We start from the raw sequence: 23,247 nt of genomic DNA, 5'->3' as shown, positions 1-23,247 counted from the left end.
AGGGGAGATTGACCGGGTGTTCCTGACCGGGGGCACGTCGCTGGTGCCCGCCGTGCGCGCGATCTTTACGGAGCGGTTTGGGACAGACCGCATCGGCACCGGCGGCGAACTCACGTCGATCGCCGACGGCCTGGCCCGGATCGCCGGGCTGGACGACGTCACCACCTGGACGGCGTGATCGGCCAAGCGTTTGCAAACGCGCAAAACATCTATGAAAATTGCTGCAATTTACTTACGTATGATAGGGGAACCCCGGATCAGGGAGGTGCGGGGGCTTAACAGGAGTGAGCGATGTCCTCCGCGCATTGCGTTTCGACCACGAGCGGTGTCATCCTGGATGTCGATCGCGCCTTTTGCAGTTTGGTCCAGCGTGACGAACGCACATTGATCGGTGCATCCTACAAGACGATCACGCTGCCCGACGACATCGCCAAAAGCACCGCAATGCTGCGGTCGATGACCGCTTCGGGCACGCCCAGCAGGCTGCGGAAGCGCTATCGCCGGCCGGACGGCACGATCGTCCATGCCGGGCTGCTGGTGACCATGGCGCCGGACAAGAACCGGCTGCTGGCGACGGTGACGTGGGAGCGGCGGCCGGCCGATGACGAGTCGCCGTTCCGCCTGTGGCGCGCGGCGCTGCGATTGCAGCGGCTCTATGAGGCGCGGCGGCAGGAATTCGGCGAGGAACTGTTCGGCGACCATGTCGGCGTGATCCTGCTGGAAGTGTATCTGGCCGAAGCGGAGGGGCGGATCGCGACGCTGGCCACCGTGTCGAATGCCGCGGGCCTGAGCGGGCCGATGGTGGGGCGGTGGATCAGGGTGCTGTGCCAATATGGCCTGTTGCACGCCGATCGCGATCTGGCGGACGTGATCCATCTGAGCCATGCCGGCCTGACGAAGATCGAGCGCACCCTGCGTGCCTTTGACGACGAGCCGGCGATCGGCCTGGCGCCGCTGTCGCGAGAAAGCTGAGGCGCGGAAATGGTCCCGTTTTGGTAGAAACTTTCCCCAAGTAGCAATGATTTAAGATTCGATCCATATCGAGTTGGCTTGATCTCGAAACGGTTTTCGACCGAGGATGAAGCCAAGCCCGTTATGCCGATGCTGCCCAGCCGGTGGATCCGGTCCCTTTGTGCCGCGCCCCTGCGCAACGTCGCGGGCAATACGCTGGCGATCGTCGCGTTCGCGATGATCCCGCTGACCGGGATGATGGGGTCCGCGGTCGATATGGGACGCAGCTATACCGCCAAGGTGCGGCTGCAACAGGCCTGCGACGCGGGCGCGCTGGCCGGGCGGCGGATCATGGAAGGCGACGTGTTCAACGCGGGCGTCGAGGCGGAGGCGCTGAAGTTCTTCCACTTCAATTTCCCCGCGGCCAGTTTTCAGGTCGCCAGCTTCAACCCGACCGTCACCCACCCGGACGTCGGCGTGATCGGCATGGAGGCGAAAACGGCCGTACCGACCACGATCATGAAGCTGTTCGGCTATGAGCGGTTGCCGATCTCGGTCACCTGCACCGCGTCGCAGAACTTCGTGAATACCGACATCGTGCTGGTGCTGGACGTCACCGGTTCGATGGCCTGGCGGCCCAATGGCAACGACTGCACGGGATCGTGCGCGTCGTCGGGCGGATCACGCATCGCCGGGCTGCGCAAGGCGGTGCTGGCGCTGTACGACGAGCTGAAGCCGATGCAGGACCAGCTTGAATCGGCGGGAATGCGGCTGCGCTACGGCGTGGTGCCGTTTTCCAGCACGGTGAACGTCGGCAAGCTGCTTTACGCGGAAAATTCCAATTACATCCGCGATCCCGCCACGTATCAGCAGGTGAAGTGCAACAGCCGGTATTGCTACTACACCGCCACCAACGTGAACCATTCGCAAAGCTGGTTCCGGGCCTGGGCGAGCGAAAGCAACCCGCAGCTCGGATGCATCGAGGAGCGCGACACCGCCTATGTCGCCCCCTCGAGCAGCCATGCCCCGGCCGGGGCGTATGATCTGGACATAAACCTGGGGGTGACGGGCAATGCCACGCGCTGGCCGCCCTATGATGCCGATGCGCAGCAGGCCGACGACACCGGCTACTGCCCCTATCCTGCGCGTCGTCTGACCGACTGGTCGCGCAACGATCTCAGCAACTATGTCGATGCGCTGACCCCGATCGGCGCGACCTATCACGATATCGGCATGATCTGGGGAGGACGGCTGATCTCGTCCGGCGGTGTCTTCGCTGACAGCCCGACGACGTACAAGAACCTGCCGGTCAACCGCTACGTCATCTTCATGACCGATGGCGAGATGGCACCGTCGCGCGGCGTGTACAGCGCGTACGGGATCGAGGCGTATGACGCGCGCGTGTCGGGCAATACGGGCACGAGCGACACGCGCCTGACCAGCCTGCACGACACGCGCTTCACCATCGCGTGCGACCGGGTGAAGGAGACGGGCGCCAAGATCATCGTCGTCGGCTTCGCCACGTCGCTCGATACGCGGCGGCAGAACTGCGCGAGCGACGGCATGGCGCAGAACGCGACCGACAATCAGGCGCTGATCGATGTGTTCAAGGATATCGGGAAGAAGATCGGCGCCCTGAGGCTGACGCAATGACGGGCCGTATGCTGGCGCGCGATGCGCGAGGGGCGACGATCGTGGAGTTCGCCCTGATCCTGATGCCGCTGATGATGATCGTGATGGCGGTGCTGGAGTTCGGGCATACGCTGTATGTGCAGGGCGTGTTGCAGGGGGCGGTGCAGGAGGCGGTGCGCTCGGCAAGTCTGGGGGAGGCGAGCGGGACGGCGGTGGACGCGATCGTCACGCGGCGCGTGCAGTCGCTGGTGCGTGCGACCGACCTGGAGTTCGAGCAGAAGGCGTATGACCGTTTCTCGTCTGTCGGCCGGCCAGAGGTTCTGGTGACCGACAACAACAACAATGGCAGCTATGATCCTGGCGACTGCTGGCTGGATGCGCGGCCGAACGGCATCTACGACCGCGACGCCGGACGGATCGGGCTGGGGCGCGGCGACGACATACTGGTCTATACGGTGGCGGCCAAGGTGCCGCGACTGGCGCCGCTGACCGCCTCGTTCGGCATTGCGCCGACCAAGCGGATCACCGCGCAGACGATGATGCGCAACCAGCCCTATTCGACGCAGGATCCGGTGGAGACGAGATGCGGATGAGCGATCTGGCCGGCGACACGCGCGGACTGGCGTTGACCGAGTTCGCATTGTCGTTGCCCGTACTGCTGGCACTGGCGCTGACGGGGGTGGAAACGGCCAATTACGTGCTGGCGGTGCAGCGCGTGTCGCAGGTCGCCTCCGTCGTGGCGGACACGGCGGGGCGCGGGGCCAATGCGATCGACGATGTGCAGGTCAACGAGATCATGACCGGCGCGCGGATGATCGGCCAGAGCATCGGGCTGGGGCCGAACGGGCGCATCATCCTGTCCGACCTGGAACAGAGCACCAGCAACACGCAGCGCCAGTGGATACGCTGGCAGCGCTGTTCGGGCGCGAAGCGGGTCGATTCCAGCTACGGCACGCCCGGCGCCATGGCGGGCAGCACGATGACCGCGATGGGGCCGGCGGGCAACCAGATCGCGGCACAGCGCAACACCGCGGTGATGTTCGTCGAGGTGATGTACGACTATCAGCCGATCGTCGCGGGCAAGCTGATCCCGGAGGGCAACCGTACCATCCGCTCGGTCGCGGCGTATAATGTCCGGCAGCGGAACAGCTATGCGCTGGGCAGCGGGGGCCTGAGCGACAGCGAGAAGGCGTTGTGTTCGGTTTACGGGTGAGCCGGCCGGCCTTGCCTGTGAAGGGGAGGCGTTGATCGGCCGACCGAACCACTCCGGGGTGTTGCGCGTTGGGGGCTTTTCCCCCGACCTTCCCGCAGGATCTCCCGACATGAGCCAGGCAACCAGCGACTTCTTCGTCCAGCGGCTGAAGGCCTGGGGTGTGACGCGCATCTATGGCTATCCCGGCGACGGCATCAACGGCGTGCTGGGCGCCTTGCAACGGGTGGAAGGGACCGAGGACGGTATCGAGTTCATCCAGGTCCGGCACGAGGAGATGGCCGCCTTCATGGCGACGGCCCATGCCAAGTTCACCGGCGAGCTTGGCGTGTGTCTGTCGACCGGCGGGCCGGGGGCGACCCATCTCATCACCGGACTGTACGATGCCAAGGCCGACCATGTGCCGGTGCTGGCGATCGCCGGGCAGGCCGAGACGACGGTGCGCGGCGCCAGTTACCAGCAGGAACTGAACCTGGACCGCATGTTCGCCGACGTGGCGGACTTCGTGCAGGAGGCCGTGGCGCCGGCGCAATTGCGCCATCTGGTCGACCGGGGCCTGCGCGTCGCCACCGCGCGCAACGGCGTGACCGTGCTGATCCTGCCCAAAGACGTGCAGGACATGCCGTGGGAAGAGCCGGCGCGGGCGCACGGCTTTACCCGTTCCGGCCCCGGCTATACCCGGCCGCGCGTGGTGCCGCATCAGGCCGATCTGGCCCGCGCGGCGGCGGTGCTGAACGAGGGGCAAAGGATCGCGGTGCTGATCGGGGCCGGCGCACGCGATGCCGCGAACGAAGTGGTCGCGATGGCCGAGACGCTGGGTGCCGGCATCGCCAAGGCCCTGCTGGGCAAGGACGTGGTGCCCGATGACATTCCCTTCGTCACCGGCGCGATCGGGCTGCTCGGTACGCAGCCATCGTCGGACATGATCGAGGGATGTGACACGCTGCTGATGATCGGTACCGGCTTTCCCTGGGCCGAGTTCCTGCCGCCCGACGGACAGGCCCGTGCGGTACAGATCGACATCGCGCCCGAGATGCTCGGCCTGCGCTATCCGGTCGAGGTCAACCTGCACGGTGATGCGGGCGAGACGCTGCGTGCGCTGTTGCCGCTGCTGGACCGCAAGGTGGATCGCGACTGGCAGGACGGGATCGTCGCCGCCATGGAGGACTGGCACAAGACGCTGAAGGGGCGTGCCATGGCCGAGGCCTCGCCAGTCAATCCGCAGCGGGTGGTGTACGAGATGTCGCCGCGCCTGCCCGCCGATGCGATCGTGACGTCGGATTCGGGATCGTGCGCCAACTGGTATGCGCGCGACTGGCAGGTGAAGCGCGGGCAGCGGGGGTCGCTGTCCGGCGGGCTCGCCTCGATGGGGGCGGCGGTGCCCTATGCGATCGCCGCCAAGTTCGCGCATCCGACGAAGCCGGTCGTGGCGTTGGTCGGCGACGGCGCCATGCAGATGAACAACATGGCCGAGCTGATCACCATCCAGAAATACTGGCAGCGCTGGGCCGATCCGCGGCTGATCGTGTGCGTGTTCAACAACGAGGATCTGAACGAGGTGACGTGGGAACAGCGGATCATGGAAGGCAATCCGCGTTTTCCAACGACGCAGAGCCTGCCCGATGTGCCCTATGCACGCTTTGCCGAGATGCTGGGGCTGACCGGTATCTTCGTCGATGATCCCGCACAGGTCGGCCCTGCATGGGACCGCGCGCTGGCCGCGGATCGCCCGGTGGTGCTGGAGGTGAAGACCGATCCCGGCGTCGCGCCGTTGCCCCCGCATGTCACGCTGGAACAGGCCAAGGGCTTCCTGTCCTCCATGGTGAAGGGCGATCGTGGCACCGCCCAGGTGCTCGCCGATACCGCACGGCAGATCATCGGCGGGGTGCGCGAACGCCTGTGAAGCCGGCTTTCCCGCTCGCCCGCACGGCGAAGCTGCCCTAGCATGGGATGCAAATACCGTGCGTGGGGAGTGGTTTGTGGCGGGTTCGATGATGCGGGCGGCGATGTTGGCGTGGGCGATGACCATCGGCGGCGCCGTTTGGGCACAAGCGCCATCCGGTGATGTCCCGCCCGGCTATATGCTGCGATGGGCAGACGAGTTTGCGGGCAAGGGCCTGCCCGATCCGGCCAAGTGGCAGTTCGATACCCATGCCAACCGGAGCGGCTGGTACAATAACGAGCTGCAATATTATGCCGCCGATCGCCTGAAGAATGCCCGGGTGGCGAATGGACGGCTGATCATCACCGCCCGTGCCGAGACATTGGCGCAGGTACCCGATCATGGCGGGCAACGCTACACCTCGGCGCGGTTGATCACGCAAGGGCGCGCGGCCTGGCGTTACGGCTTTTTCGAGATCCGGGCGAAGCTGCCATGCGGCGCGGGAAGCTGGCCGGCGATCTGGATGCTGGGCGAGCACGGCGAGTGGCCGGATGGCGGCGAGATCGACATCATGGAGCATGTCGGCAACGATCGCCATGTCGTCCACAGCACCGTGCACAACCGGGCGACTGCAGGAACCAGCGGCGACGGGGCGAGCATCACCCTCCCGACCGCGTGCGAGGCGTTTCACCGCTACCAGTTGCACTGGACGGCGGATGCGCTGGACTTCGCGGTGGATGGCCGGCGGGTGCATCGTTATGCCAGGGCGGGCAAGGACGCGGCCGGGTGGCCGTACGACGCGCCGCAATATCTGCTGCTGAACCTGGCGATCGGCGGGGACATGGGCGGCCGGGTAGACGACGCGATCTTCCCGGCCCGGTTCGAGATCGATTATGTGCGGGTGTATCAGGCGGACGCCGCCCCGGCCTCCCCCGCTACCGGGCAGGGACCAGCGACGATACCGCCCGCTCCACCTCATGCGCCATGATGACCAGCAACGCCCGGTCGAATTCCGTGGTCAGCGGCTGCGTGTCGGCGACGCAGACCGCGCCCAGCGCAAGTCCGGCTTCGTCGGCGATCGGCACGCCGGCATAGAAGCGGATAAAGGGATCCCCCTGCACGCTGCCGAAATCGGCGAAGCGGGCATCGGCGCGGGCATCGGGCACGATCAGTGGCTCGCCATCCTGCTGGATCGTCGTCGCGCAAAAGGCGGTGCTGCGCGGCGTCTCCTCGATCCCCAGTCCGCGCTCCGCCAGAAGCACCTGCGCGCGCCGGTCGATGATCGAGATGGCGGCATAGGCGGTCTGATAATGATCGCGCACGATATCGACGATGCGATCAAGCTCCTTGCTGCCGCGCATCGACAGCACGCCGCTGTGATCCACCGCGAGCTGGCGTCTCTTCTCCGCCGAGAAAGCGTTCAACCATGAACTGACGTACACGTCCGACACGTCCACTCCTACCCTGTTCTGTCATCCACCGCCGCCACGGGAGAAAGGGAGCAGCGAAGTATTTTTATGAGGATCATCGCGGTAAAACAATATCTTCGGGGTGGTAAATAAGAACCGGTTCCAAAGATGTTTGCAGGCGCTTTGCTGTGTAAGCATCGTTAATCGGAGGCGTTGTCAGAAGGAGATCACCACACTGACATCGTCGCTGTAGCTGCCGGGTGCGCGTGGTGGCTGGGCGGGATTGATGCGGGCAACGAAACCATGGGCCTGAACCGGGGTCTGACTGCCGGTGCCGAGACGCTCGGCGGGCTGCGGATTGCTTTCGTCCCAGATGGTGACGCCGTCAGGGCGGTACAGATTATATTGCAAGGTGGCACCGCCGGGGCCGGTCATCGCCCGCCACGGACGGGAGCCTTGCGTGTTCCCGGCCGTGAAGGCGACCCTGTAGGCGGTGCCCTTGGTGCAGTCGGTCATCACCGCCGCGCTTTGGGTCGCGAACTGCTCGACCAGGGCGGCGGTGCCGAACTGGACGTCGGGCGCGGTGATGCGGCAGTCATTGCCGACCACCAGCCTGACCGCGACGGTGACCGTGACCTTGCGCGCCTCCCAGCCGACGCAGACGAGGCTGAGCAGTTGCACGCCGTTGCACACCTCGTAATCCCAGTTGATCGTCAGCGTATCGTCATAATTGCCCGCCGCGACATTGGCGGCGGCGATCGGCCGGGCATGAAGCGGCGCGGTGAAGCTGGTCGCGCCGAGCAGTCCCAGCAGCGACAGCAGGGTATCGCTGGCATAGTCGATCGTCGGCGTCTCGTTGAAGCTCAGCTTCTGTGCGGCATCGGGGGACACGCGGTACTGGATCGCATCGCCGGTCGGCCCGACCAGCGTGAAGCCGTTGAGGCTGGTGACGGTCGCCACCGCGCGGGTGCGGTTGAGCAGCCCCAGCGCCGCGCCGGTACAGGCCAGCCCGGCCGAACCCGAGACGGTGGGGACCGCGGTGGCGCGCACGTCATAGGACGAGGCCGGCGTGAAGGTGAGCAGCCCCGAACTAGGCGTGCACCCGGCATGGGCCGGTGCCGCGAGAAACAGCGCGGCGAGTAGGGCAGTGAGCCATGCGAGCGATCTCAACGGCATGGCACGGCCCCCAGATCCGGCATCGCCACCGTGCCAGCCGGCAGATCGGCGTTCGCGCGGCAGCGTATGCCGTCGCGGCGCAGCACGTCGAGGGTGATGCGGGCACCGACATCCTCCAGATAGACCACACCGTCCCACCCGGTCACGGCATCGGGCATGCCGGCGCGGGTCACGCGACCGCCGGGCGCCAGCGCGCGGCCGGCGGGGTCGACCAGTTTCAGCGTGACGTTGCGCGATCGCCGGACGGGCAGGCGGACGACCGCGCCGCTGGCCCGGCGCACGGCCAGGCGCGTTTCCACCTGCGGTGCGACATGATCGACCGACAAGGCCAGCGGATCGATCGAGAAACGGCTGGGCAACCATGATATGATGTTGGGCACGAACAGATAGCCGCGACCATCGGTGACGCCGATCGTCTGGTTCTCATACGCCACCGCCACCCCCCGCGTGCCGGTGGCGACCACGGCGAAGGCGTCGCTGACCTGATTGGCGGCGAAGACGCCGTGATCCATCGCGACCAGCGCGCCCGACACGCTGCCCCAGGCCGAGCGCGCGCTGCCCACCACCGCGCCGCCCGCCTGAACGGTGACGGGCCGGGCACGCCAGGTCGCGGTCGCCTGGCCGTAGGCGGTGCCAGAGGCATCGGTGGCGATATTGGCATCGACGCCCAATCCACCGCTCGCCGGCATCGCGCGGGCATAGCCCATCTGGTAGAGATTGCGGCCACCCGTTCGGCTGATCCCGACATTGGCGGAGTTGCGGCCGAAGGGGACGAACAGGCGCAGTTGCGCGCTGGTCCGCCCGGTGGCGATATCGCGGTCGGCGCTGACGAACAGGCTGGCGTGGCCGAACAGCGGCCGGCTGTAGGACAGGCTGGCGATACGCGCCCGCGCACCGTCCAGCGCGCGACCGTCCAGATAGGCGGCACCCAGGCTGCCATGCCGGCCGAGCGTGACGCTGGCGATGACGCGATCGGCGCGCCGGTTGCGAGCGATGCTGCGAAGGTCGAAATCGCCCAGATCGCGGAAGCGCCGGCCGCGTTCCTCGTGCAGCGCGGCGATGCTGAACCCGCGCGCGGCATAGCTGTAGCCGACCGCATAGCGCATCGCCCCGTTCGACCGTGCGGCCGACAGCGACAACGTGCCGATCCGCCACGGTGCCACGACCGCGCCGATCCCGCCGAGCGCGACGCCGCCGCCCACCTCGCCATGCGCCTCCAGCGTCAGGCGCTCGGTGGTACCGCGGCGCCAGGTGCCGCTGGCCGCGAGCGGGCCATAGCCGAAGGAGCGCAGGCCGTAGCCCCGGCGGACGAAACCGATCTCGGCGCCGCCATCGCTCAATCCCGGCCGCAACAGGCTGGCCGAGACGTAGAAGGGGATGGTGGTCGCGATCTGGCGGCCGACCGCGTCGGTGGTGACGATCGTCGCCTCGCCCGCGCCGTTCACGACCGGAATGTTGTCGAGCAGGAAACGGCCGGGCTCGACGGTGGCGCTTTGCCGCCGATACCCGTCGACGAACAGGTCCACCGCCGATGGCACCGCCGCCTGTCCGGCGAAACGTGGCAGCGGCATGGTGACGAGGTCGGGACGAACGCCGAAATCGCGCGCCACCTGTATCCCGCCCATGCGGACCGCCGTCGTCCAGGGCAGCGCGCGTGTGATCAGGTCGCCCGCCGCCCAGCCGAGCGCGCGCGCCTCGTCGATGCGGCGGATGCTGGTATCGTAGCGCAGATAGCCGGCACCGCTGCGCAGCGTACCGGTATTGGACAGGGTGCCGGCGGGGCCGAACAGCCGCTGTTCCGTCCACAGCGCCGCGCTGCTCCGCCCGGCCGCGGTCTGGCCGTAGAGTTCGTAGTTGAGCATCGCACCCCAGTCCGCGACGCTCGCCGTGCGCTGCGCCACGGTGGCGGCGATGCGCGCGACGGGCAGGCGATCGGGTGCGATGGTCAGGTGCAGTTGCTGAAGTGCGGCATCGTAGCGCGCACCCAGGTCGGGGCGCCGGGCGATATCGATCTCGCCCGTGTCGCCTGCCTCCAGCGGCACGCCGTTGCGGCGCAGCGCCTCGGTCGACACGATCAACGCCTCGCCCGTCAGCGTCAGTTCGATCACGTCGCCGGTCGAGCGGCCGTTGACCACCAGTTCCACGAACAATTGCTGGCGCGGATCAGCGGCGTGCGCGGGCATCGCCAGCATCATGGCCCCGAGAAGGAGCAGAAGAAGCGCCCAGCGCATGATCGCAGATCCGCCCCACCATCGCCGTCAGGCAGTGATCGGCAGCACCGTATCGGTGCCGTTGACGTTGACGGTCAGCTTGCCCAGATCGGCCGCGGCATCGGGCAGGGGCCAGCGCATCCTCCGCCCGGGCAGGACATAGCCGATCAACCCTTGCAACACGGGCGTGCGCCCGCCGCGCAGATCGACCAGCCGGGCATGGCGCGCACCGCTGTTGGTGACGACGAGATAGCGGCGCCCTTCGGCGAGCGTGATACGCGCGGCGAGCACCGGCTGCGCGGTGGCACTGGCGCCGGCATGGACGAACAGCGGGATCGAATAGCGCATCTGCACCGCCAGTTGCGCGCGCGGCGCGGTATCGGCGCCCTTCGCATCGATCGCCGGGGGCAGTTCATCGATCAGCAGGCGATAGCTTTGTTCGCCGCTGCCCGTGTCGGCCACGTCGCGGCGCAGGATGCGCACGAGCTGACGCTGACCCGGCGCGACGGTCGCGATGGGCGGGCTGGCGACGATCCTGTCCTGATCGACATGCCGGTCCTCGCCACCCTCCTGCGTCCAGCGCAGGGTGCGGACCTGCAGCGTGACCGGCGCATTGCCCTTGTTCTCGATCCACAGCGCCGTGGCGCGGGCGCCTGCGGCGATCACCGGATCGATAGGCCAGATCACGACGGTCGCCGCATGGGCGGGCGCCGCGAGGCCGAGCAGCAGAAAGGCGAAAAGGCGGAATAGCCGCAGCGTCATGGTGAGTTGCTCTTGAATCAGTGAGTTACCAGTGAACCGTTATCCGCACGACATCGGCGTAGCGGCCGGCGCGGACGGGGCGGGGCACAGTGGCACGGGCGCGGACCGGCAGGCTGAGGCGTGCGGTGCCGGCCGGAAAAGTCAGCGCGATCGACTGTCCCTCCCACGGCAGCGTCCCCCCGTTCACGAAAAGGTGATAGGGGATCAGGCTGGCGGCGTCGGCGGCATGGGCCAGTTGCGGCACCCCGGCGCGCGCATGTTCGCCGGCATCCGCGCTGACCGTGGCGACGGTGCCGGGGGTGCAGGCCAGTTGCAGGCCGTTCGTCACCCCCGCCTCCAGCGTGCCACCCGTGGCGCCATTGGCGGTGCCCAGATCGATGCTGCCCCAGGCTCCCGTGCCATCGACGGTGACCGCGCAGCCGCTGGCAATGGTGGCGGAAACCTTGAAGCTGCGGGCGGTTTCCGCCTTCGCCGTGCCAGGCAACAGCGCCACGCCGGCGATCAGCATCCAGGCCGCGCCGCGCCGGATCACCAAGTCAGCGTCACCTGCACGGTATCGGTATAGGATCCCGCCGCCAGTACCTTGCCGCCACTGTTCACCCGCGCGAAGATCGGCAGCGAAATGGCGTCGGTGGTGGCGGTGCCGAGCGTAACCGGCTGGCCGATCATGATTTCGTTGCTGTGGTTGGCGTCGCTGTAGAGGCGATACGGCACCATGGTCTGGCCAAAGGCCATGCGCCGCACATTGCTGTCCGCATGGGCGCCAGCGCCGATCTCCATGGCGGGCGCGAGGCCGGGCGAACACAGGATGGTGATCGCGCCCCCGCCGGTGCGGGTGGAGACGACGGTGGCATCGACATCGCCGAAGATACCCGGCTGCGGCGCAAAGGTGATCGTCCCCAGCTCGCCCAATGTGCCAGCGGTCACCGTGCCACCATTCACCGCGCAAGCCCCGGAAACGTTCAGGGATATGCCGATGGTGCCGTTGGAGTCGCCGGCCATTGCGGGCTGTGCGGCAAGCAAAGCGGCGACGCTGAGGATCGCTGCTGCCGATCTGTGCAGGATGGGATGAAGCGTGAACATGATTAAACCCCGTTTGGCTGCCGGGACTTTCTTATTCATGCGGTTAATGACAGGTTTAATACCCCTTTTCGTCTCGATTATCCATCGATACCCAGCATTATGCATCTATCTGACGAAGTAAAACGACATCGACACCATATAAGAACTATAATGGATTGGCCGAATGCCGTCATTCAAGGGTTCCAGTGAAAGCGATAACTTGCAGGATCGTTCCGCAATGCCATGGGAACGATCACCTCACGCCGTGCGTCATCCGCGCCTGAAGCAAGAGGACCGTGCCATGTCGATCAGGTTGAAGCCGCTTGCCGAGCAGGTGATCGTGGTGACTGGTGCGAGCAGCGGCAATGGCCTGGCCATTGTCGAGCGGGCGGTGGAGCAGGGCGCGGCGGTGGTTGCGGTCGCGCGTGGCGAGCCGGCGCTGGAGGCGCTGCGCGCAAGGCTGGCGGGGAAGGGCGGGCGGATCGCGATCTGCGTCGCCGACGTTGCCGATGCAGCGGCGGTCGAGCGCGTCGCGGAAGTCGCGGTCGCCACGTTCGGGCGGATCGACTCATGGGTGAACAATGCCGGCACGGGCACCTATGGCACGCTGGAACAGGTGCCGCTGGACGATCACCGCCGTGTGTTCGACGTGAATTACTTCGGTGTGCTGCACGGATCGCTGGTCGCGGCACGCTATCTGCGCGAACAGGGTGGCGCGATCATCAATGTCGGCTCGATCCTTGGCGACCGCGCGATCCTGCAACAAGGGCCTTATTGCGCGACCAAGCACGCCGTGCAGGCGCTGACCGACACGCTGCGCATGGAACTGGAAGCCGCCGGCGCCGGCATTTCGGTAACGCTGGTCAAGCCCGGCGCGATCGATACCCCGTTTCCCGAACATGCCCGCAACTTCATGGACCAGCCGCCACGACTGCCCCCGCCGCTCTATACGCCCGACGTGGTCGCCGACGCCGTGCTGCATGCCTGCGTCCGCCCGCAGCGCACCCTGTATGCCGGTGGCGGCGGGCTGTTGTCATCGCTGCTGCCCCAGCTTGCCCCGCGTGTTGCCGATGCCATCATGGAGGTGGTGGGCACGCCCGCGCAACAGAAGCCGAACGACCCTGGCGATCCCGAACGCCGCGACAATCTCTACGAACCGCGTAAGGGCGCGCGGCGCGGCAGCCAACATGTTCATGCACGTCATTCCAGCCTGATCCTGCAGATACAGAAGCTGCCCCGGAGCCTGTTGATCATGAGCGCGGCAGGGCTGGGCACTGCGCTGGCGATCGGCCGGCGGATATCCCGGCGATAATAGCCGGGGTAGCAACGCTCCGTCGTGCAGAGTGCTTGCACCGTGACCATGATGTCGGGGTTATCCGTTACACCCCTTCAGATAGTCGTCTTGCAGCGGAAAATTGCGGCTGCATCCCTCCAGGAACGCCGCCAGCCCATGCCTGGCGTGGAAGTCGACGTCGCCCCGCGCCGGTTCACTGACGGGGGGCAGGGCGCCGTAGCCTGCCAGCAGGCAATGCCACGACAGACTGCCGAAATGCGACAATTGTCCCTGTCGCTGCAATTCTTCGCCCAGATCGCCGCGCCGGAACCACACGTCCAACAAATGCCGTAACGGATCGGAGAGCGCCATGTTGGCAGCGTTTGCGCGCCAATAGTCGCTGTCGGTGCGCGTGTTCAGCTTGTAATGCGCGACGATATAGTCGCGCACGCCCTCAATCCGCGCCGTGATGGTCGCATTGAACGCGTCGCGATGCTGTGCGGTGTTGTCGCCGCGGGTAAAATGCCCGACGAACTGCTCGACGGTGTTCAGCACCAGATGCAGCGCCGTCGCCTCCAGTGGCTCGATAAAGCCCTGCGCCAACCCGACCGCGATGCAGTTGCGCTCCCAATGGCGTGCGAGTTGCCCGACGCGGAAGGTCAGATGTCGTGCCTCCCCGGCGTCGCCGACGTTCAGAAAGGCGCGCAATTCTGACTCTGCCGCGTCCGCCGACAGGAAGTCGCGGGCGTAGACATAGCCGTTGCCGAAGCGGTGCCGCAGCGGGATCGTCCAGCACCAGCCATTGGTCAACGCGGTGGATACTGTTTCGACCGGGGGTGCGCGATCCATGGCGGTGGGCAGCACCACCGCGGCATCGTTGAACAGGTTTGCCGCGAAACTGCGCCAGGGCACGCCCAGCGTCTTTTCCATCAGCAGTCCGGCAAAGCCGCTGCAATCGACGAACAGATCGGCCGCGATCATCGCGCCACCATCCGTGACCAGCGCGGCGAGATCGCCATCGGCGGCACGCGTCGCCGAAACCACGCGCGCCTGCCGATGTGCGACGCCGCGCGTCACCGCCAGATCGCGGAGGAATGCGCCGAGCAGCCCGGCATCGAAATGATAGCCATATTCCATACGGAACGGGAAATGGGCAGGAGCGATCGGCGCGCGGCCCTGCGCCGCCAGCACGCCGTTCAGCAGGAAATCGTCGGGTTGCACCGGCACATCGTGCCCCAGCCGGCGGTTACGGCAGTTGAGCACGAACGCGCCTTCGGTATGCACGTCGATCTGCGTGGTGAACGGATGGCTGTAATCCGTCCATGGCGCAGCCGGACTCCAGCCGACAAAGCGGATGCCCGCCTTGTAGGTCGCCTGGCAGCGCGGCATCCAGTCGCGCTCCGCCACACCGATCATCTCGAAAAAGCGCCTGAGTGTCGGCGTGGACCCTTCGCCGACGCCGATCGTGGCGATGTCGGGTGATTCAACCAGCGTGATCGCGGCATCCGGCCAGGCGTGGGCCAGCAGGTTGGCGGTGATCCACCCCGCGCTGCCCCCGCCCAGGATCGCGATCCTCACGCCGCCGCGCCGCCGAACGCACGCAGGAAGCTGTCGTGAAGCGGCATGTTGGCCAGCGGCTCGCGCTTCAGCGCCGCGATTTGCCGAAGTTGGCCCGCCAGTTCCGCGTCATCCGGTCCGTCGGCCAGAGGGTGATAGTCGGCGGGCAGCACACCCTGTCCCATCAACACCTGTACCCAGGACGGCTCCATGAAGATGTCGAGCGGATCCTGCGTCAGTACGCCGCTGCTGCGGAACAGCGCGATCTTGGCGGCCAGGCGTTCCGGAATCGGCATGGCGCGCAGGTCGCGCCAGAATGCCGCATCGTCGCGCCGCGTCGCGTGATAATGGAGGATGATGAAGTCGCGGATCGTCTCATACTCGATCTGCGACTGGCGGTTATATTCCTGCACCACCCGGTCGTCGATGCCGGCATGCGGGAAGAGGTGGAGCAGCCGGACGATCGCGGCCTGGATCAGATAGATGCTGGTCGATTCCAGCGGCTCCAGGAAACCACTCGACAGCCCGATCGCCACCACGTTGCGATCCCATTGCCGCCGCGCACGCCCGGTGCGGAACGGAATGACACGCGGTTCGCCGAGCGCCTTGCCGTCCAGATTGTTCAGCAGAATGTCAGCCGCCTGCTCGTCGCTGCAATGCCGGCTGCTATACACCAGCCCATTGCCGTTGCGGTGCTGCAGGGGGATGCGCCACTGCCAGCCGCAGCCCTGCGCGATTGCCCGCGTATAGGGCGCGGTCTGTGCGAAGCGTGTCGAGGGCACCGCCATTGCCCGGTCGCACGGCAGCCAATGCCCCCAATCCTCATAGCCGACGTTCAGTTGCTGCTGAATCAGAAGCCCGCGCGCGCCGGAACAGTCGATAAACAGGTCGCCCGCGATCTCGGTCCCGCCACGCAGGGACAGCGCGGTGACGGCGCCGCTCTGCGCATCCCGGCGGACATGCTGGACCAGCCCCTCGACACGCGCGACGCCCAGCCGCTCGCTGTAGCCGCGCAGATAGCGGCCATAGAGCGATGAGTCGAAATGATAGGCATAGGGCAAATTCCAGGTCGGATCGCCGCTCTGGATCTTGGCGAACTTGCCCTCCACCGCGCACAGCCGATTGAGGTCGAAGTCCCAATAATCCACGTCCATCCCGGCGCGGCGCGCGCGCGTCCAGAAATGATGGAAGGAGCAGAACGGCAGGTTTCGTCCCGCCGCGCCGAAGGTGTGATAGTAGGACTCGCCGATCGCGCCCCAATCGTCGAAGCGGATCGCCAGTTTGATGGTGGCCTTCGTCTCGCGCAGGAACTCGGCTTCGTCGATGCCCAGCACGGCGTTGACGTTCTGGATCGGGGGAATCGTCGCCTCGCCGACGCCGATGATGCCGATGTCGTCCGATTCGACCAGCGTGATGGCGACCTGACGGCCCAGTACCCGGGCGAGCAGCGCGGCGGTCATCCATCCGGCGGTGCCGCCTCCGACGATGACGACCCGTTTGATCGCTGTTGGCACGCCGCTGTTCCCCTCGCCCCCGAAACGTCGTCACCGCGGGCCGCGCCCGCAGTGACGATCGTGTAGCCTAGAAGATCGCGTAGGTCAGGTTGAGCAGGAAATTGCGCCCGAACTGCTCGTTGCGCAGGAACAGCCCGGTCGTCGAGTCCGAGTAGGTATCGCGTTCGTTGGTCAGGTTCATTGCCTGCAGCGAGACGCGCAATCCCTCCAGATACCGGATACCGCTCCCCGCGAAGTCATAGCCGATCTGCGCATCGATCAGCGTCTGGCCGCTGCGGTTGAGCGGGGCGATGGTGTTGCTGCCGCCGCGGTCCTCCGACTGCCAGCCCGACCGGCTGTTGGCGGACACGCGCGCGGAGAAGCCGTATTTCTCGAAATAGGCCGTTCCCTGGAACACCCGGGCAGACAGGCCCGGAATGTCGTTGCCGTTGTCGAGCCCGCCATCGGTCAGCGCCGCCGCACCGGTAACCCCGAACCCGTCGAGCGCGCTCGTCAGGATGCGCAGCGGGAACGATCCTTGCAGCTCGATGCCCTTCACGTCGCCGCGAAGGCCGCCCGTATAGGTGGTATCCACGCCCAGGAAGGTTGCGGGGGTATATATCGTCTGTCCATCGCTGCTGACCGCGCGGTGATAACCGGGGATGTAGAATTCCGTATAATCGCGGATCGTGGTATTCTGGACGTTCCAGTTGACCAGCTTCTTGTAGAAGCCTGACGCAGACACGAAGCCGTCGCTGGCGAAGTAATATTCGTAACTCAGGTCGAGCTGGTTGGCCTCATAGGGCCGCAGCCGCGCGTTGCCGCCCGTCGACAGCCACGGTCCGCGCGCTGGATCGGTGCTAGTGACCTCCGCCACGTTGTTCCTGAACTTCACCGACGAGCCGGGATTGAGGAAGTCGATGCGGGGGCGGCTGATGACCTTGGCCGCTGCGAAGCGCACCGTATGGCCGTCGCCCAGGTCGAAGTTCAGGTTCATGCTGGGCAGGATGCGCGTGTACTTCGCGCCGTCCGAGATCGGCGTGGCCTGCACCCGCAGGTTGGAGCCGACGAGCGAGGTGAAGCCGGTTCCGCGCTGGTCGGTGAAAACGCCCTGCACGCCGACATTGCCGAACATGCGCACCGCATCCGTCTCAATCTCGAAATCGGCCTTGATCGATGGCTGCCACACCTTTTCACGGATCGAATAGGTATCGCCCAGACGGTCGGGTTCCAGCGAGCCGGCGTCCCAGCGGCGATAGAAATCGCTGTTGATCAGGCCAAGGGCATCATAGGCGACCACATTGCCCAATCCGGCCCAGCCCAGATCGGCTACGCCGCGGCGCGCATCCTCCGGGATCGGGCCGTCCGACGGATAGGTCTCGGCGGTCAGGAAGAAGCCCTGATTGGTCTTGGACTTCTTGTGATCGGCATAGCGCAGCGCGACGCTGATCGACTTCAGTGCGCTATCGTCGAAGCGGTAATTGGCCTCAAGGCGCGCCGAGTTCAGATATTCGTCGAACAAGGCCGAGTTGACGAAGCCGTCCTGCGCCTGTGCGAAGCCGATCCCGGCGGCGCGTGCGGCGGGCGTATCCAGCTCCGTGATCGGTGCCAGGCTGCCGCCCCAGGATTGCGGGCCGGCCAGCTTGACCGTGGCATAATCATCGAACGTCTGGCTGTTGTTCGCGAACATCAGCCCGCGATCGGTATAGGTCCACTCGCGAATGGTGTTCGGCCCCTGGGTCCGCAAACCGGCGCGGCCAAGGCCCGAATAGCTCTCGCCGCGGGTATCGTTCTTGCTGCTGGTGGAGCGCGACAGATCAAGTTTGAGGTCCAGGTTCGAACTGGCGGCATATTCGAAATTTCCACCGACCACGAACAGGTCGCCCTGCTTGTCGAGCGGATCGCTGCGCAGCACCGAATTGTAGCCGGTGGTGCGTGCCGAGGTGACGAGGTCGCCGTCGGCGCTGAGCACCCCGCTGCCGTTCGAGGCGACGGGCAACTGCTCGATGAAGCCGCGCGAGATGCCCGTGTCGGAGAAGTCGATGTAGAGCGCATCGACCGTCGCGGTGAACCTGTCGTCTGGCCGCCATTGCAGCACGCCGGCCAGTGTGTTGCGCTTCAGCACACGCGAACGCGCCGCCGCCTCGTAACCCGCCACCACCTGCTTGCCCGCATTCGGCCCTGACGTGATCGCGCCGGTATCATAGCCCCATACGCTGGAAAACTCGTTCTGTACCGGGGACGAGGTGGTCGCCGCGGTCAGTGCGACACCGATCGTATCGTCAAAAAATTTGTCGCTGAACGACAGAGCAAAGCGATAGCCGTTGTTGCTGAAATCGGGATTGCGCGACGGCTGGCCGTTCTGCTCGAAGCTGCCATTGGCGATCAGCGCCGGCTTGCGCTCCAACGGGCGTACGGTTCGGATGTCGACCGTGCCGCCGACGCCCATCGCGGTCAGCCCCGCGTCAGGCGTCTTGTAGACCACCGCCGCGCCGACGATCTCGGCCGGATACAGGTCATATTCGACGCCCCGATTGTCGCCGATACCGATCAACTCGCGCCCGTTCAGCGTCGTCCCGACGAAATCTTCGCGGAAACCGCGTACCGAGATGCCGCTGATGCGGCCGGAGCGACGCTCGCCCGCAAGACCTGCGAGGCGGCCGAGTGAGTCGGCGACGCTGGATTGCGGCAGCTTGCCGATGTCTTCGGCCGATACCGCTTCGACGACCGAACTGCTGTTCTTCTTCAGCGCCTGCGCACGCTCCAGGCTGGCGCGCAGGCCGGTGACGACGATTTCCTGGTTTGCGGCGGGATCTTCCCCGGTGGCAGGCGCCTGAGGATCATCGGGTGCCGTCGGCGACGTGGGTTGGGGATCGGGAACAACGGTCGTCTGCGCCAGCGTCGGCGTCGCGGCGAGCAGTGCGATGACTGCCGTGGTATAGGCCAGATTGCGTTTGCTGTTCATCCCCTCATCCCCTCCTTGGCATCATTGTGCGTGGCGGCCGGCCCTGCCGATCTCGCGCCGATAAGCTACATCAATCTACAATCGATTGCAAATCGTGAAGGAAAGTCTTCGTCAACGGTGGATTTTTAGCAACGCCTTGCCGTTGCAGGCAAATCCGCAGCGGGATGATCATCCATAATCCTGATTGCGGCAATCGATTGCAAGAGATACGCTATGCGCATCAGGAGAGGAAAGTTCGATGCGCAGGATGACGATTTGTGCCGTGCTCGCAGCGGCTGCTTCGATGTTGCCTGGCGCGGCATCGGCGCAAACGCCGGCGTCCACTGCCACGGCCAAGCCATGGTGGCAGCATGCGGTCATCTATGAAATCTATCCCCGCAGTTTCCAGGACAGCAATGGTGACGGGGTTGGCGATCTGCGCGGTATCACCTCACGCCTTGATTATCTGCGCTCGCTGGGCGTGGACGCGATCTGGGTGACGCCGTTCTTCAAGTCGCCCAATGCCGATTTCGGTTACGATGTGTCGGATTATACCGCGATCGATCCCCAATATGGCACGATGGCCGATTGGGACGATCTGGTCGCGCAGGCAAAACGACGTGGCATCCGTGTGATGGTCGATCTGGTGGTCAACCACAGTTCGGCGGAGAATGCGTGGTTCAAGGAGTCGCGCAGTTCGCGCACGAACCCGAAGGCGGACTGGTATGTATGGCGCGACGGCACGCCGGACACGCCGCCGACCAACTGGAAGTCGATCTTTGGCGGTCCGGCCTGGACATGGGATCCAACGCGCAAGCAATGGTATTACCACATCTTTCTGCCTGAGCAGCCCGATCTGAACTGGGCCAACCCCGGCTTGCGCAAGGCGATGTTCGACGTCGTGCGCTTCTGGCTGGATCACGGTGCCGCCGGTTTCCGGCTGGATGCTACGCCGTACCTGTTCGAAGATCCGGCCTGGCCGCAGGACCCGAATCCGGAAGGGGGGGCGCCGGTATGGCTGAAGCCCTACAACGCGCAGCTTCCCGCTACCAACCAGGTGCTGCGTGAGATGCGCAAGGTGGTGGACGGCTATCCTGGCGATCCGGTGCTGCTGGGCGAATCCTCGACGCAGACGATCGAACAGTTGCGCGCGGTGTATGGCCGGAACAAGGACGAGATCCACCTGCCGATGAACTTCCTGGTCGGCAACATCACGAAGCTGGACGCCGCAGAGCTCAAGCGCCGCTATGACGAGGCGGCAACGAAACTGGACGGGCTGACCCCGGTCGAATTCTTCAGCAACCATGATCAGTCCCGCCAGTATAGCGAGTTCGGCGATGGCACGCACAACGACCTGATCGCAAAGATGACGGCTGCGCTGACCCTGCTCAATCCCGGCACCGCGCTGCTATATTATGGCGAGGAGATCGGGATGGGCGACATGGACAAGGCGCGGCTCGACGTGGTGCCGCTCGGGCCGAACCGTCCGCGCGCGGATGCGCGTGACCGGGCGCGCACCCCGATGCAGTGGAACGACACCGCACAGGCTGGTTTCACCACCGGTACGCCCTGGTTGCCGGTTGATCGTCGCACCAGCGTCGCTGCGCAGGACCGCAACCGTACCTCGCTGCTCAACTGGTATCGGACGCTGATCGCGCTCCGCAAGCGTGATCCGGCGTTTCGCGACGGCGCCTATGTGCCGCTGGACAGCGGCGATCCCACGATCTTTGCCTTCGCGCGCGAGAATGCCGATGGATCGGGCGCGCTGGTGCTGGCCAATATCAGCGCGGACGCCCATGTCGCTGCGCCCAAGGGCTGGCCGGGCCAATCGCCGGTGTTTGGCGAACGCACATGCGCGTCGGGCATGCCGGGCGAAGGGGCGAACGTTGCGGCGTTTGACACCTGCATCGTGCGCTATCGTCGCGCCAGCCGCTGATCACTGCGAGTGTACCGAAGCGTGAAGGTACGCGCTTAACATAACAACTATTATCGAGCTTTGGTGGTGCTCAGCTTCGTCCTATCCGGAAGGTTTGCGTTGGACTTCGGTACACCGTCTTTGCACAAGGCGGCCATGCCCGAACGCGTGATGATCGTTGAGGACGACCGGGACATTGCGGACCTGCTGACCGCCTATGCCGAACGCGCAGGGTTTTTGGTACATTGGGCATCGAGCGTCGGTGATGCGGTGCAGATGCACGCGCGGTGGCGGCCAGACCTCATCATGCTGGACATCGGCCTGCCGGGTGGCGACGGCATCGACGTGCTGACTGCGGTGCGGCGGCGCGACGATACGCCGATCATCATGCTGACCGCGGTCGATGACGATGTAACCAAGCTGATGAGCTTTCGCATCGGCGCCGATGATTATGTGGTGAAGCCCTTCAATCCCTCCGAGGTGATCGAGCGGGTGCGCGCGGTGCTGCGCCGGGCGCGCGGGAGCAGCGCGGCTCGCACGCTGATGGTTGGCGACCTGGCGATCGATCTGGAGGCTCGACTGGTGGAGCGTCGCCCTGCGGACGGCGCGGCCACCGCACTGCCGCTGACCCCCACCGAATTCGCGCTGCTGGCGCATATGGCACGCCAGCCACGCCGGGCATTTACCCGTGGCGAACTGCTGGAGGCGGTGTCGCCGGACAGCGAGGCGCTGGACCGGGTGATCGACTCGCATGTCTCGAAGCTGCGTACCAAGCTGGCCGCGGCCGGTTTGCCCGCACTGATCGAGCCGGTTCGCGGACTGGGCTATCGCCTGTCGTCATAGGGTGCGGTGGCTACGTCCCTTGACGGCTATGCTTGCGAACGCCCCATCCTGACCGCCGGGATTGCGCACCTGTCCGGCGCTATCGGCTGACGGAGGCCGACTCCGCACCGTTTCTCCATCAAACCTCCATGTGGCACGTCTAGGGCGCGGCCCGTGACGAGTGTTCTGCTTTCCATGCCAAAGGCAGCGGCGCTGGCGCGGCTGGCGCCCTCCCCGACCCGGCTGTTGCCACGTGCGCTATGCCCCACCGTCCGGCCGGTCGGCGATGCCGCGCTGCGCGTGGCGCTGTTTTCCGGCAACTATAATTGCGTACGCGACGGGGCGAACCGGGCGCTCAACCGCCTGATCGGCCATGCCCTGTCCCGGGGCCACGGCGCCCGCGTCTATTCCCCCGCCATTGCCGAGCCGGCCTTTCCCCCGGCAGGTGATCTGGTGCCGGTCGCCTCGCTGGCGATCCCGGGGCGGCCCGAATATCGTCTCGCGCTGCGCCTGCCCCGTGCGACGGCGGCGGACGTTCGCGCCTTTGCCCCCGATATCGTCCATGTGTCGGCGCCTGACGGCCTGAACACCGGGGCGATCCGACTGGCGCGGCGCATGGGCGTGCCGGTGGTGGCGAGCATGCATACGCGGTTCGAGACCTATTTCGAATATTACGGCCTGGGGCTGCTGCGCCGCCCGGCGGAGGCGTGGCTGCGCGGTTTCTACAATCGCTGCGACATGGTGCTGGTCCCCAATGCCGGCATCGCCGACGAGATGCGCGCCGGCGGCGTCACCAGCCCGATGCGCATCTGGAGCCGCGGCGTCGATCCGCAGCAGTTCGGCCCGCACGGGCGCGACCATGCGTGGCGGCGACGCATGGGGCTGGCCGCGCATGAGGTGGCGGTGCTGTTCTTCGGGCGGCTGGTCGCCGAGCCCTGTCAGCCGGTCG

19 protein-coding genes and 1 pseudogene are annotated in these 23,247 nt (G+C 66.0%); 11 read left to right on the top strand and 9 right to left on the bottom strand.

Going from position 1 to position 23,247, the window contains the following annotated elements; all coding sequences use genetic code 11:
• The 7 genes and pseudogenes from Q0U08_RS06120 to Q0U08_RS06090 all read left to right on the top strand — a co-directional run.
• A pseudogene (locus tag Q0U08_RS06120) lies at positions 1 to 178 on the top strand (Hsp70 family protein); the annotation flags it as partial.
• Between the two features lie 113 nt (positions 179 to 291).
• The gene (locus tag Q0U08_RS06115) at positions 292 to 972 is read left to right on the top strand and encodes a PAS domain-containing protein (RefSeq protein ID WP_298090387.1); all 681 of its coding nucleotides are present in this window, start codon (positions 292 to 294) and stop codon (positions 970 to 972) included.
• 78 nt (positions 973 to 1,050) lie between these two features.
• Positions 1,051 to 2,604 carry a Tad domain-containing protein gene (locus Q0U08_RS06110; RefSeq protein WP_298090386.1) on the top strand — a complete coding sequence of 518 codons (1,554 nt, stop codon included), beginning with the start codon at positions 1,051 to 1,053 and terminating at the stop codon, positions 2,602 to 2,604.
• Positions 2,601 to 3,176 (top strand): TadE/TadG family type IV pilus assembly protein, encoded by a 576-nt coding sequence (locus tag Q0U08_RS06105; protein ID WP_298090384.1) that lies wholly within the window; start codon positions 2,601 to 2,603, stop codon positions 3,174 to 3,176. The genes Q0U08_RS06110 and Q0U08_RS06105 overlap by 4 nt, the downstream gene beginning before the upstream one ends.
• Entirely contained in the window at positions 3,173 to 3,796 is a 624-nt protein-coding gene (locus Q0U08_RS06100; protein ID WP_298090383.1) for a TadE/TadG family type IV pilus assembly protein, read from the top strand. The genes Q0U08_RS06105 and Q0U08_RS06100 overlap by 4 nt, the downstream gene beginning before the upstream one ends.
• Positions 3,797 to 3,905: 109 nt before the next feature.
• A complete protein-coding gene (locus tag Q0U08_RS06095; protein WP_298090381.1) occupies positions 3,906 to 5,696 on the top strand; it encodes a thiamine pyrophosphate-requiring protein in 1,791 nt (596 codons plus the stop codon).
• A 118-nt stretch (positions 5,697 to 5,814) separates the two neighbouring features.
• Complete coding sequence (locus Q0U08_RS06090) at positions 5,815 to 6,663, top strand: glycoside hydrolase family 16 protein (protein WP_298090379.1); 849 nt, start codon at positions 5,815 to 5,817, stop codon at positions 6,661 to 6,663.
• On the opposite strand, the gene Q0U08_RS06085 is transcribed toward Q0U08_RS06090, so the two are convergent.
• The 6 genes from Q0U08_RS06085 to Q0U08_RS06060 all read right to left on the bottom strand — a co-directional run bounded on the left by Q0U08_RS06085 (position 6,611) and on the right by Q0U08_RS06060 (position 12,315).
• Positions 6,611 to 7,126, bottom strand: coding sequence for a GAF domain-containing protein (locus Q0U08_RS06085; RefSeq protein WP_298090377.1), 516 nt, complete (start codon positions 7,124 to 7,126; stop codon positions 6,611 to 6,613). The two genes, Q0U08_RS06090 and Q0U08_RS06085, sit on opposite strands and share 53 nt — an antisense overlap.
• A gap of 174 nt (positions 7,127 to 7,300) precedes the next feature.
• Positions 7,301 to 8,260 carry a spore coat protein U domain-containing protein gene (locus Q0U08_RS06080; RefSeq protein WP_298090375.1) on the bottom strand — a complete coding sequence of 320 codons (960 nt, stop codon included), beginning with the start codon at positions 8,258 to 8,260 and terminating at the stop codon, positions 7,301 to 7,303.
• Positions 8,251 to 10,491 (bottom strand): fimbria/pilus outer membrane usher protein, encoded by a 2,241-nt coding sequence (locus Q0U08_RS06075; protein ID WP_298090374.1) that lies wholly within the window; start codon positions 10,489 to 10,491, stop codon positions 8,251 to 8,253. The genes Q0U08_RS06080 and Q0U08_RS06075 overlap by 10 nt, the downstream gene beginning before the upstream one ends.
• A gap of 27 nt (positions 10,492 to 10,518) precedes the next feature.
• Positions 10,519 to 11,232 carry a molecular chaperone gene (locus tag Q0U08_RS06070; protein WP_298090373.1) on the bottom strand — a complete coding sequence of 238 codons (714 nt, stop codon included), beginning with the start codon at positions 11,230 to 11,232 and terminating at the stop codon, positions 10,519 to 10,521.
• Positions 11,233 to 11,257: 25 nt separating this feature from the next.
• Positions 11,258 to 11,764, bottom strand: coding sequence for a spore coat protein U domain-containing protein (locus Q0U08_RS06065; protein WP_298090388.1), 507 nt, complete (start codon positions 11,762 to 11,764; stop codon positions 11,258 to 11,260).
• Positions 11,761 to 12,315 (bottom strand): spore coat U domain-containing protein, encoded by a 555-nt coding sequence (locus Q0U08_RS06060; RefSeq protein ID WP_298090371.1) that lies wholly within the window; start codon positions 12,313 to 12,315, stop codon positions 11,761 to 11,763. The genes Q0U08_RS06065 and Q0U08_RS06060 overlap by 4 nt, the downstream gene beginning before the upstream one ends.
• Positions 12,316 to 12,595: 280 nt before the next feature.
• On the opposite strand from Q0U08_RS06060, the gene Q0U08_RS06055 reads away from it, so the two are divergent.
• Positions 12,596 to 13,606, top strand: a complete 1,011-nt coding sequence (locus Q0U08_RS06055; RefSeq protein ID WP_298090369.1) for an SDR family oxidoreductase — start codon at positions 12,596 to 12,598, stop codon at positions 13,604 to 13,606.
• 60 nt (positions 13,607 to 13,666) lie between these two features.
• Here the strand turns inward: Q0U08_RS06055 and Q0U08_RS06050 are convergent, their stop codons facing one another.
• The 3 genes from Q0U08_RS06050 to Q0U08_RS06040 all read right to left on the bottom strand — a co-directional run bounded on the left by Q0U08_RS06050 (position 13,667) and on the right by Q0U08_RS06040 (position 19,582).
• Positions 13,667 to 15,145, bottom strand: coding sequence for a tryptophan halogenase family protein (locus Q0U08_RS06050; protein ID WP_298090368.1), 1,479 nt, complete (start codon positions 15,143 to 15,145; stop codon positions 13,667 to 13,669).
• Positions 15,142 to 16,638 carry a tryptophan halogenase family protein gene (locus Q0U08_RS06045; RefSeq protein WP_298090367.1) on the bottom strand — a complete coding sequence of 499 codons (1,497 nt, stop codon included), beginning with the start codon at positions 16,636 to 16,638 and terminating at the stop codon, positions 15,142 to 15,144. Before Q0U08_RS06045 ends, Q0U08_RS06050 begins: the two co-directional genes overlap by 4 nt.
• A 67-nt stretch (positions 16,639 to 16,705) precedes the next feature.
• The gene (locus tag Q0U08_RS06040; RefSeq protein WP_298090365.1) at positions 16,706 to 19,582 is read right to left on the bottom strand and encodes a TonB-dependent receptor; all 2,877 of its coding nucleotides are present in this window, start codon (positions 19,580 to 19,582) and stop codon (positions 16,706 to 16,708) included.
• A 247-nt stretch (positions 19,583 to 19,829) separates the two neighbouring features.
• On the opposite strand from Q0U08_RS06040, the gene Q0U08_RS06035 reads away from it, so the two are divergent.
• The 3 genes from Q0U08_RS06035 to Q0U08_RS06025 form a co-directional block, all read left to right on the top strand.
• Positions 19,830 to 21,497 (top strand): alpha-glucosidase, encoded by a 1,668-nt coding sequence (locus Q0U08_RS06035; RefSeq protein ID WP_298090363.1) that lies wholly within the window; start codon positions 19,830 to 19,832, stop codon positions 21,495 to 21,497.
• A 135-nt stretch (positions 21,498 to 21,632) separates the two neighbouring features.
• Positions 21,633 to 22,319 (top strand): response regulator transcription factor, encoded by a 687-nt coding sequence (locus tag Q0U08_RS06030; RefSeq protein ID WP_298090361.1) that lies wholly within the window; start codon positions 21,633 to 21,635, stop codon positions 22,317 to 22,319.
• Positions 22,320 to 22,472: 153 nt separating this feature from the next.
• The coding region (locus Q0U08_RS06025; protein ID WP_298090359.1) for a glycosyltransferase at positions 22,473 to 23,247 on the top strand (775 nt) is incomplete at its 3' end.

It is taken from the genome of uncultured Sphingomonas sp. (genome assembly GCF_946477935.1).
In the GTDB taxonomy this organism is placed as follows: domain Bacteria; phylum Pseudomonadota; class Alphaproteobacteria; order Sphingomonadales; family Sphingomonadaceae; genus Sphingomonas.
Note: the sequence above shows the minus strand (reverse complement) of the source record. Positions and strands in the feature narration are given on the sequence as shown.

Bases quoted from the DNA above. Each gene is read 5' to 3' on its own strand.
- Q0U08_RS06075 (WP_298090374.1), bottom strand. From the start codon at position 10,491: ATGCGCTGGGCGCTTCTTCTGCTCCTTCTCGGGGCCATGATGCTGGCG.
- Q0U08_RS06115 (WP_298090387.1), top strand. From the start codon at position 292: ATGTCCTCCGCGCATTGCGTTTCGACCACGAGCGGTGTCATCCTGGAT.
- Q0U08_RS06105 (WP_298090384.1), top strand. From the start codon at position 2,601: ATGACGGGCCGTATGCTGGCGCGCGATGCGCGAGGGGCGACGATCGTG.
- Q0U08_RS06055 (WP_298090369.1), top strand. From the start codon at position 12,596: ATGTCGATCAGGTTGAAGCCGCTTGCCGAGCAGGTGATCGTGGTGACT.
- Q0U08_RS06035 (WP_298090363.1), top strand. From the start codon at position 19,830: ATGACGATTTGTGCCGTGCTCGCAGCGGCTGCTTCGATGTTGCCTGGC.
- Q0U08_RS06090 (WP_298090379.1), top strand. From the start codon at position 5,815: ATGACCATCGGCGGCGCCGTTTGGGCACAAGCGCCATCCGGTGATGTC.
- Q0U08_RS06060 (WP_298090371.1), bottom strand. From the start codon at position 12,315: ATGTTCACGCTTCATCCCATCCTGCACAGATCGGCAGCAGCGATCCTC.
- Q0U08_RS06070 (WP_298090373.1), bottom strand. From the start codon at position 11,232: ATGACGCTGCGGCTATTCCGCCTTTTCGCCTTTCTGCTGCTCGGCCTC.
- Q0U08_RS06095 (WP_298090381.1), top strand. From the start codon at position 3,906: ATGAGCCAGGCAACCAGCGACTTCTTCGTCCAGCGGCTGAAGGCCTGG.
- Q0U08_RS06030 (WP_298090361.1), top strand. From the start codon at position 21,633: ATGCCCGAACGCGTGATGATCGTTGAGGACGACCGGGACATTGCGGAC.
- Q0U08_RS06100 (WP_298090383.1), top strand. From the start codon at position 3,173: ATGAGCGATCTGGCCGGCGACACGCGCGGACTGGCGTTGACCGAGTTC.
- Q0U08_RS06040 (WP_298090365.1), bottom strand. From the start codon at position 19,582: ATGAACAGCAAACGCAATCTGGCCTATACCACGGCAGTCATCGCACTG.
- Q0U08_RS06080 (WP_298090375.1), bottom strand. From the start codon at position 8,260: ATGCCGTTGAGATCGCTCGCATGGCTCACTGCCCTACTCGCCGCGCTG.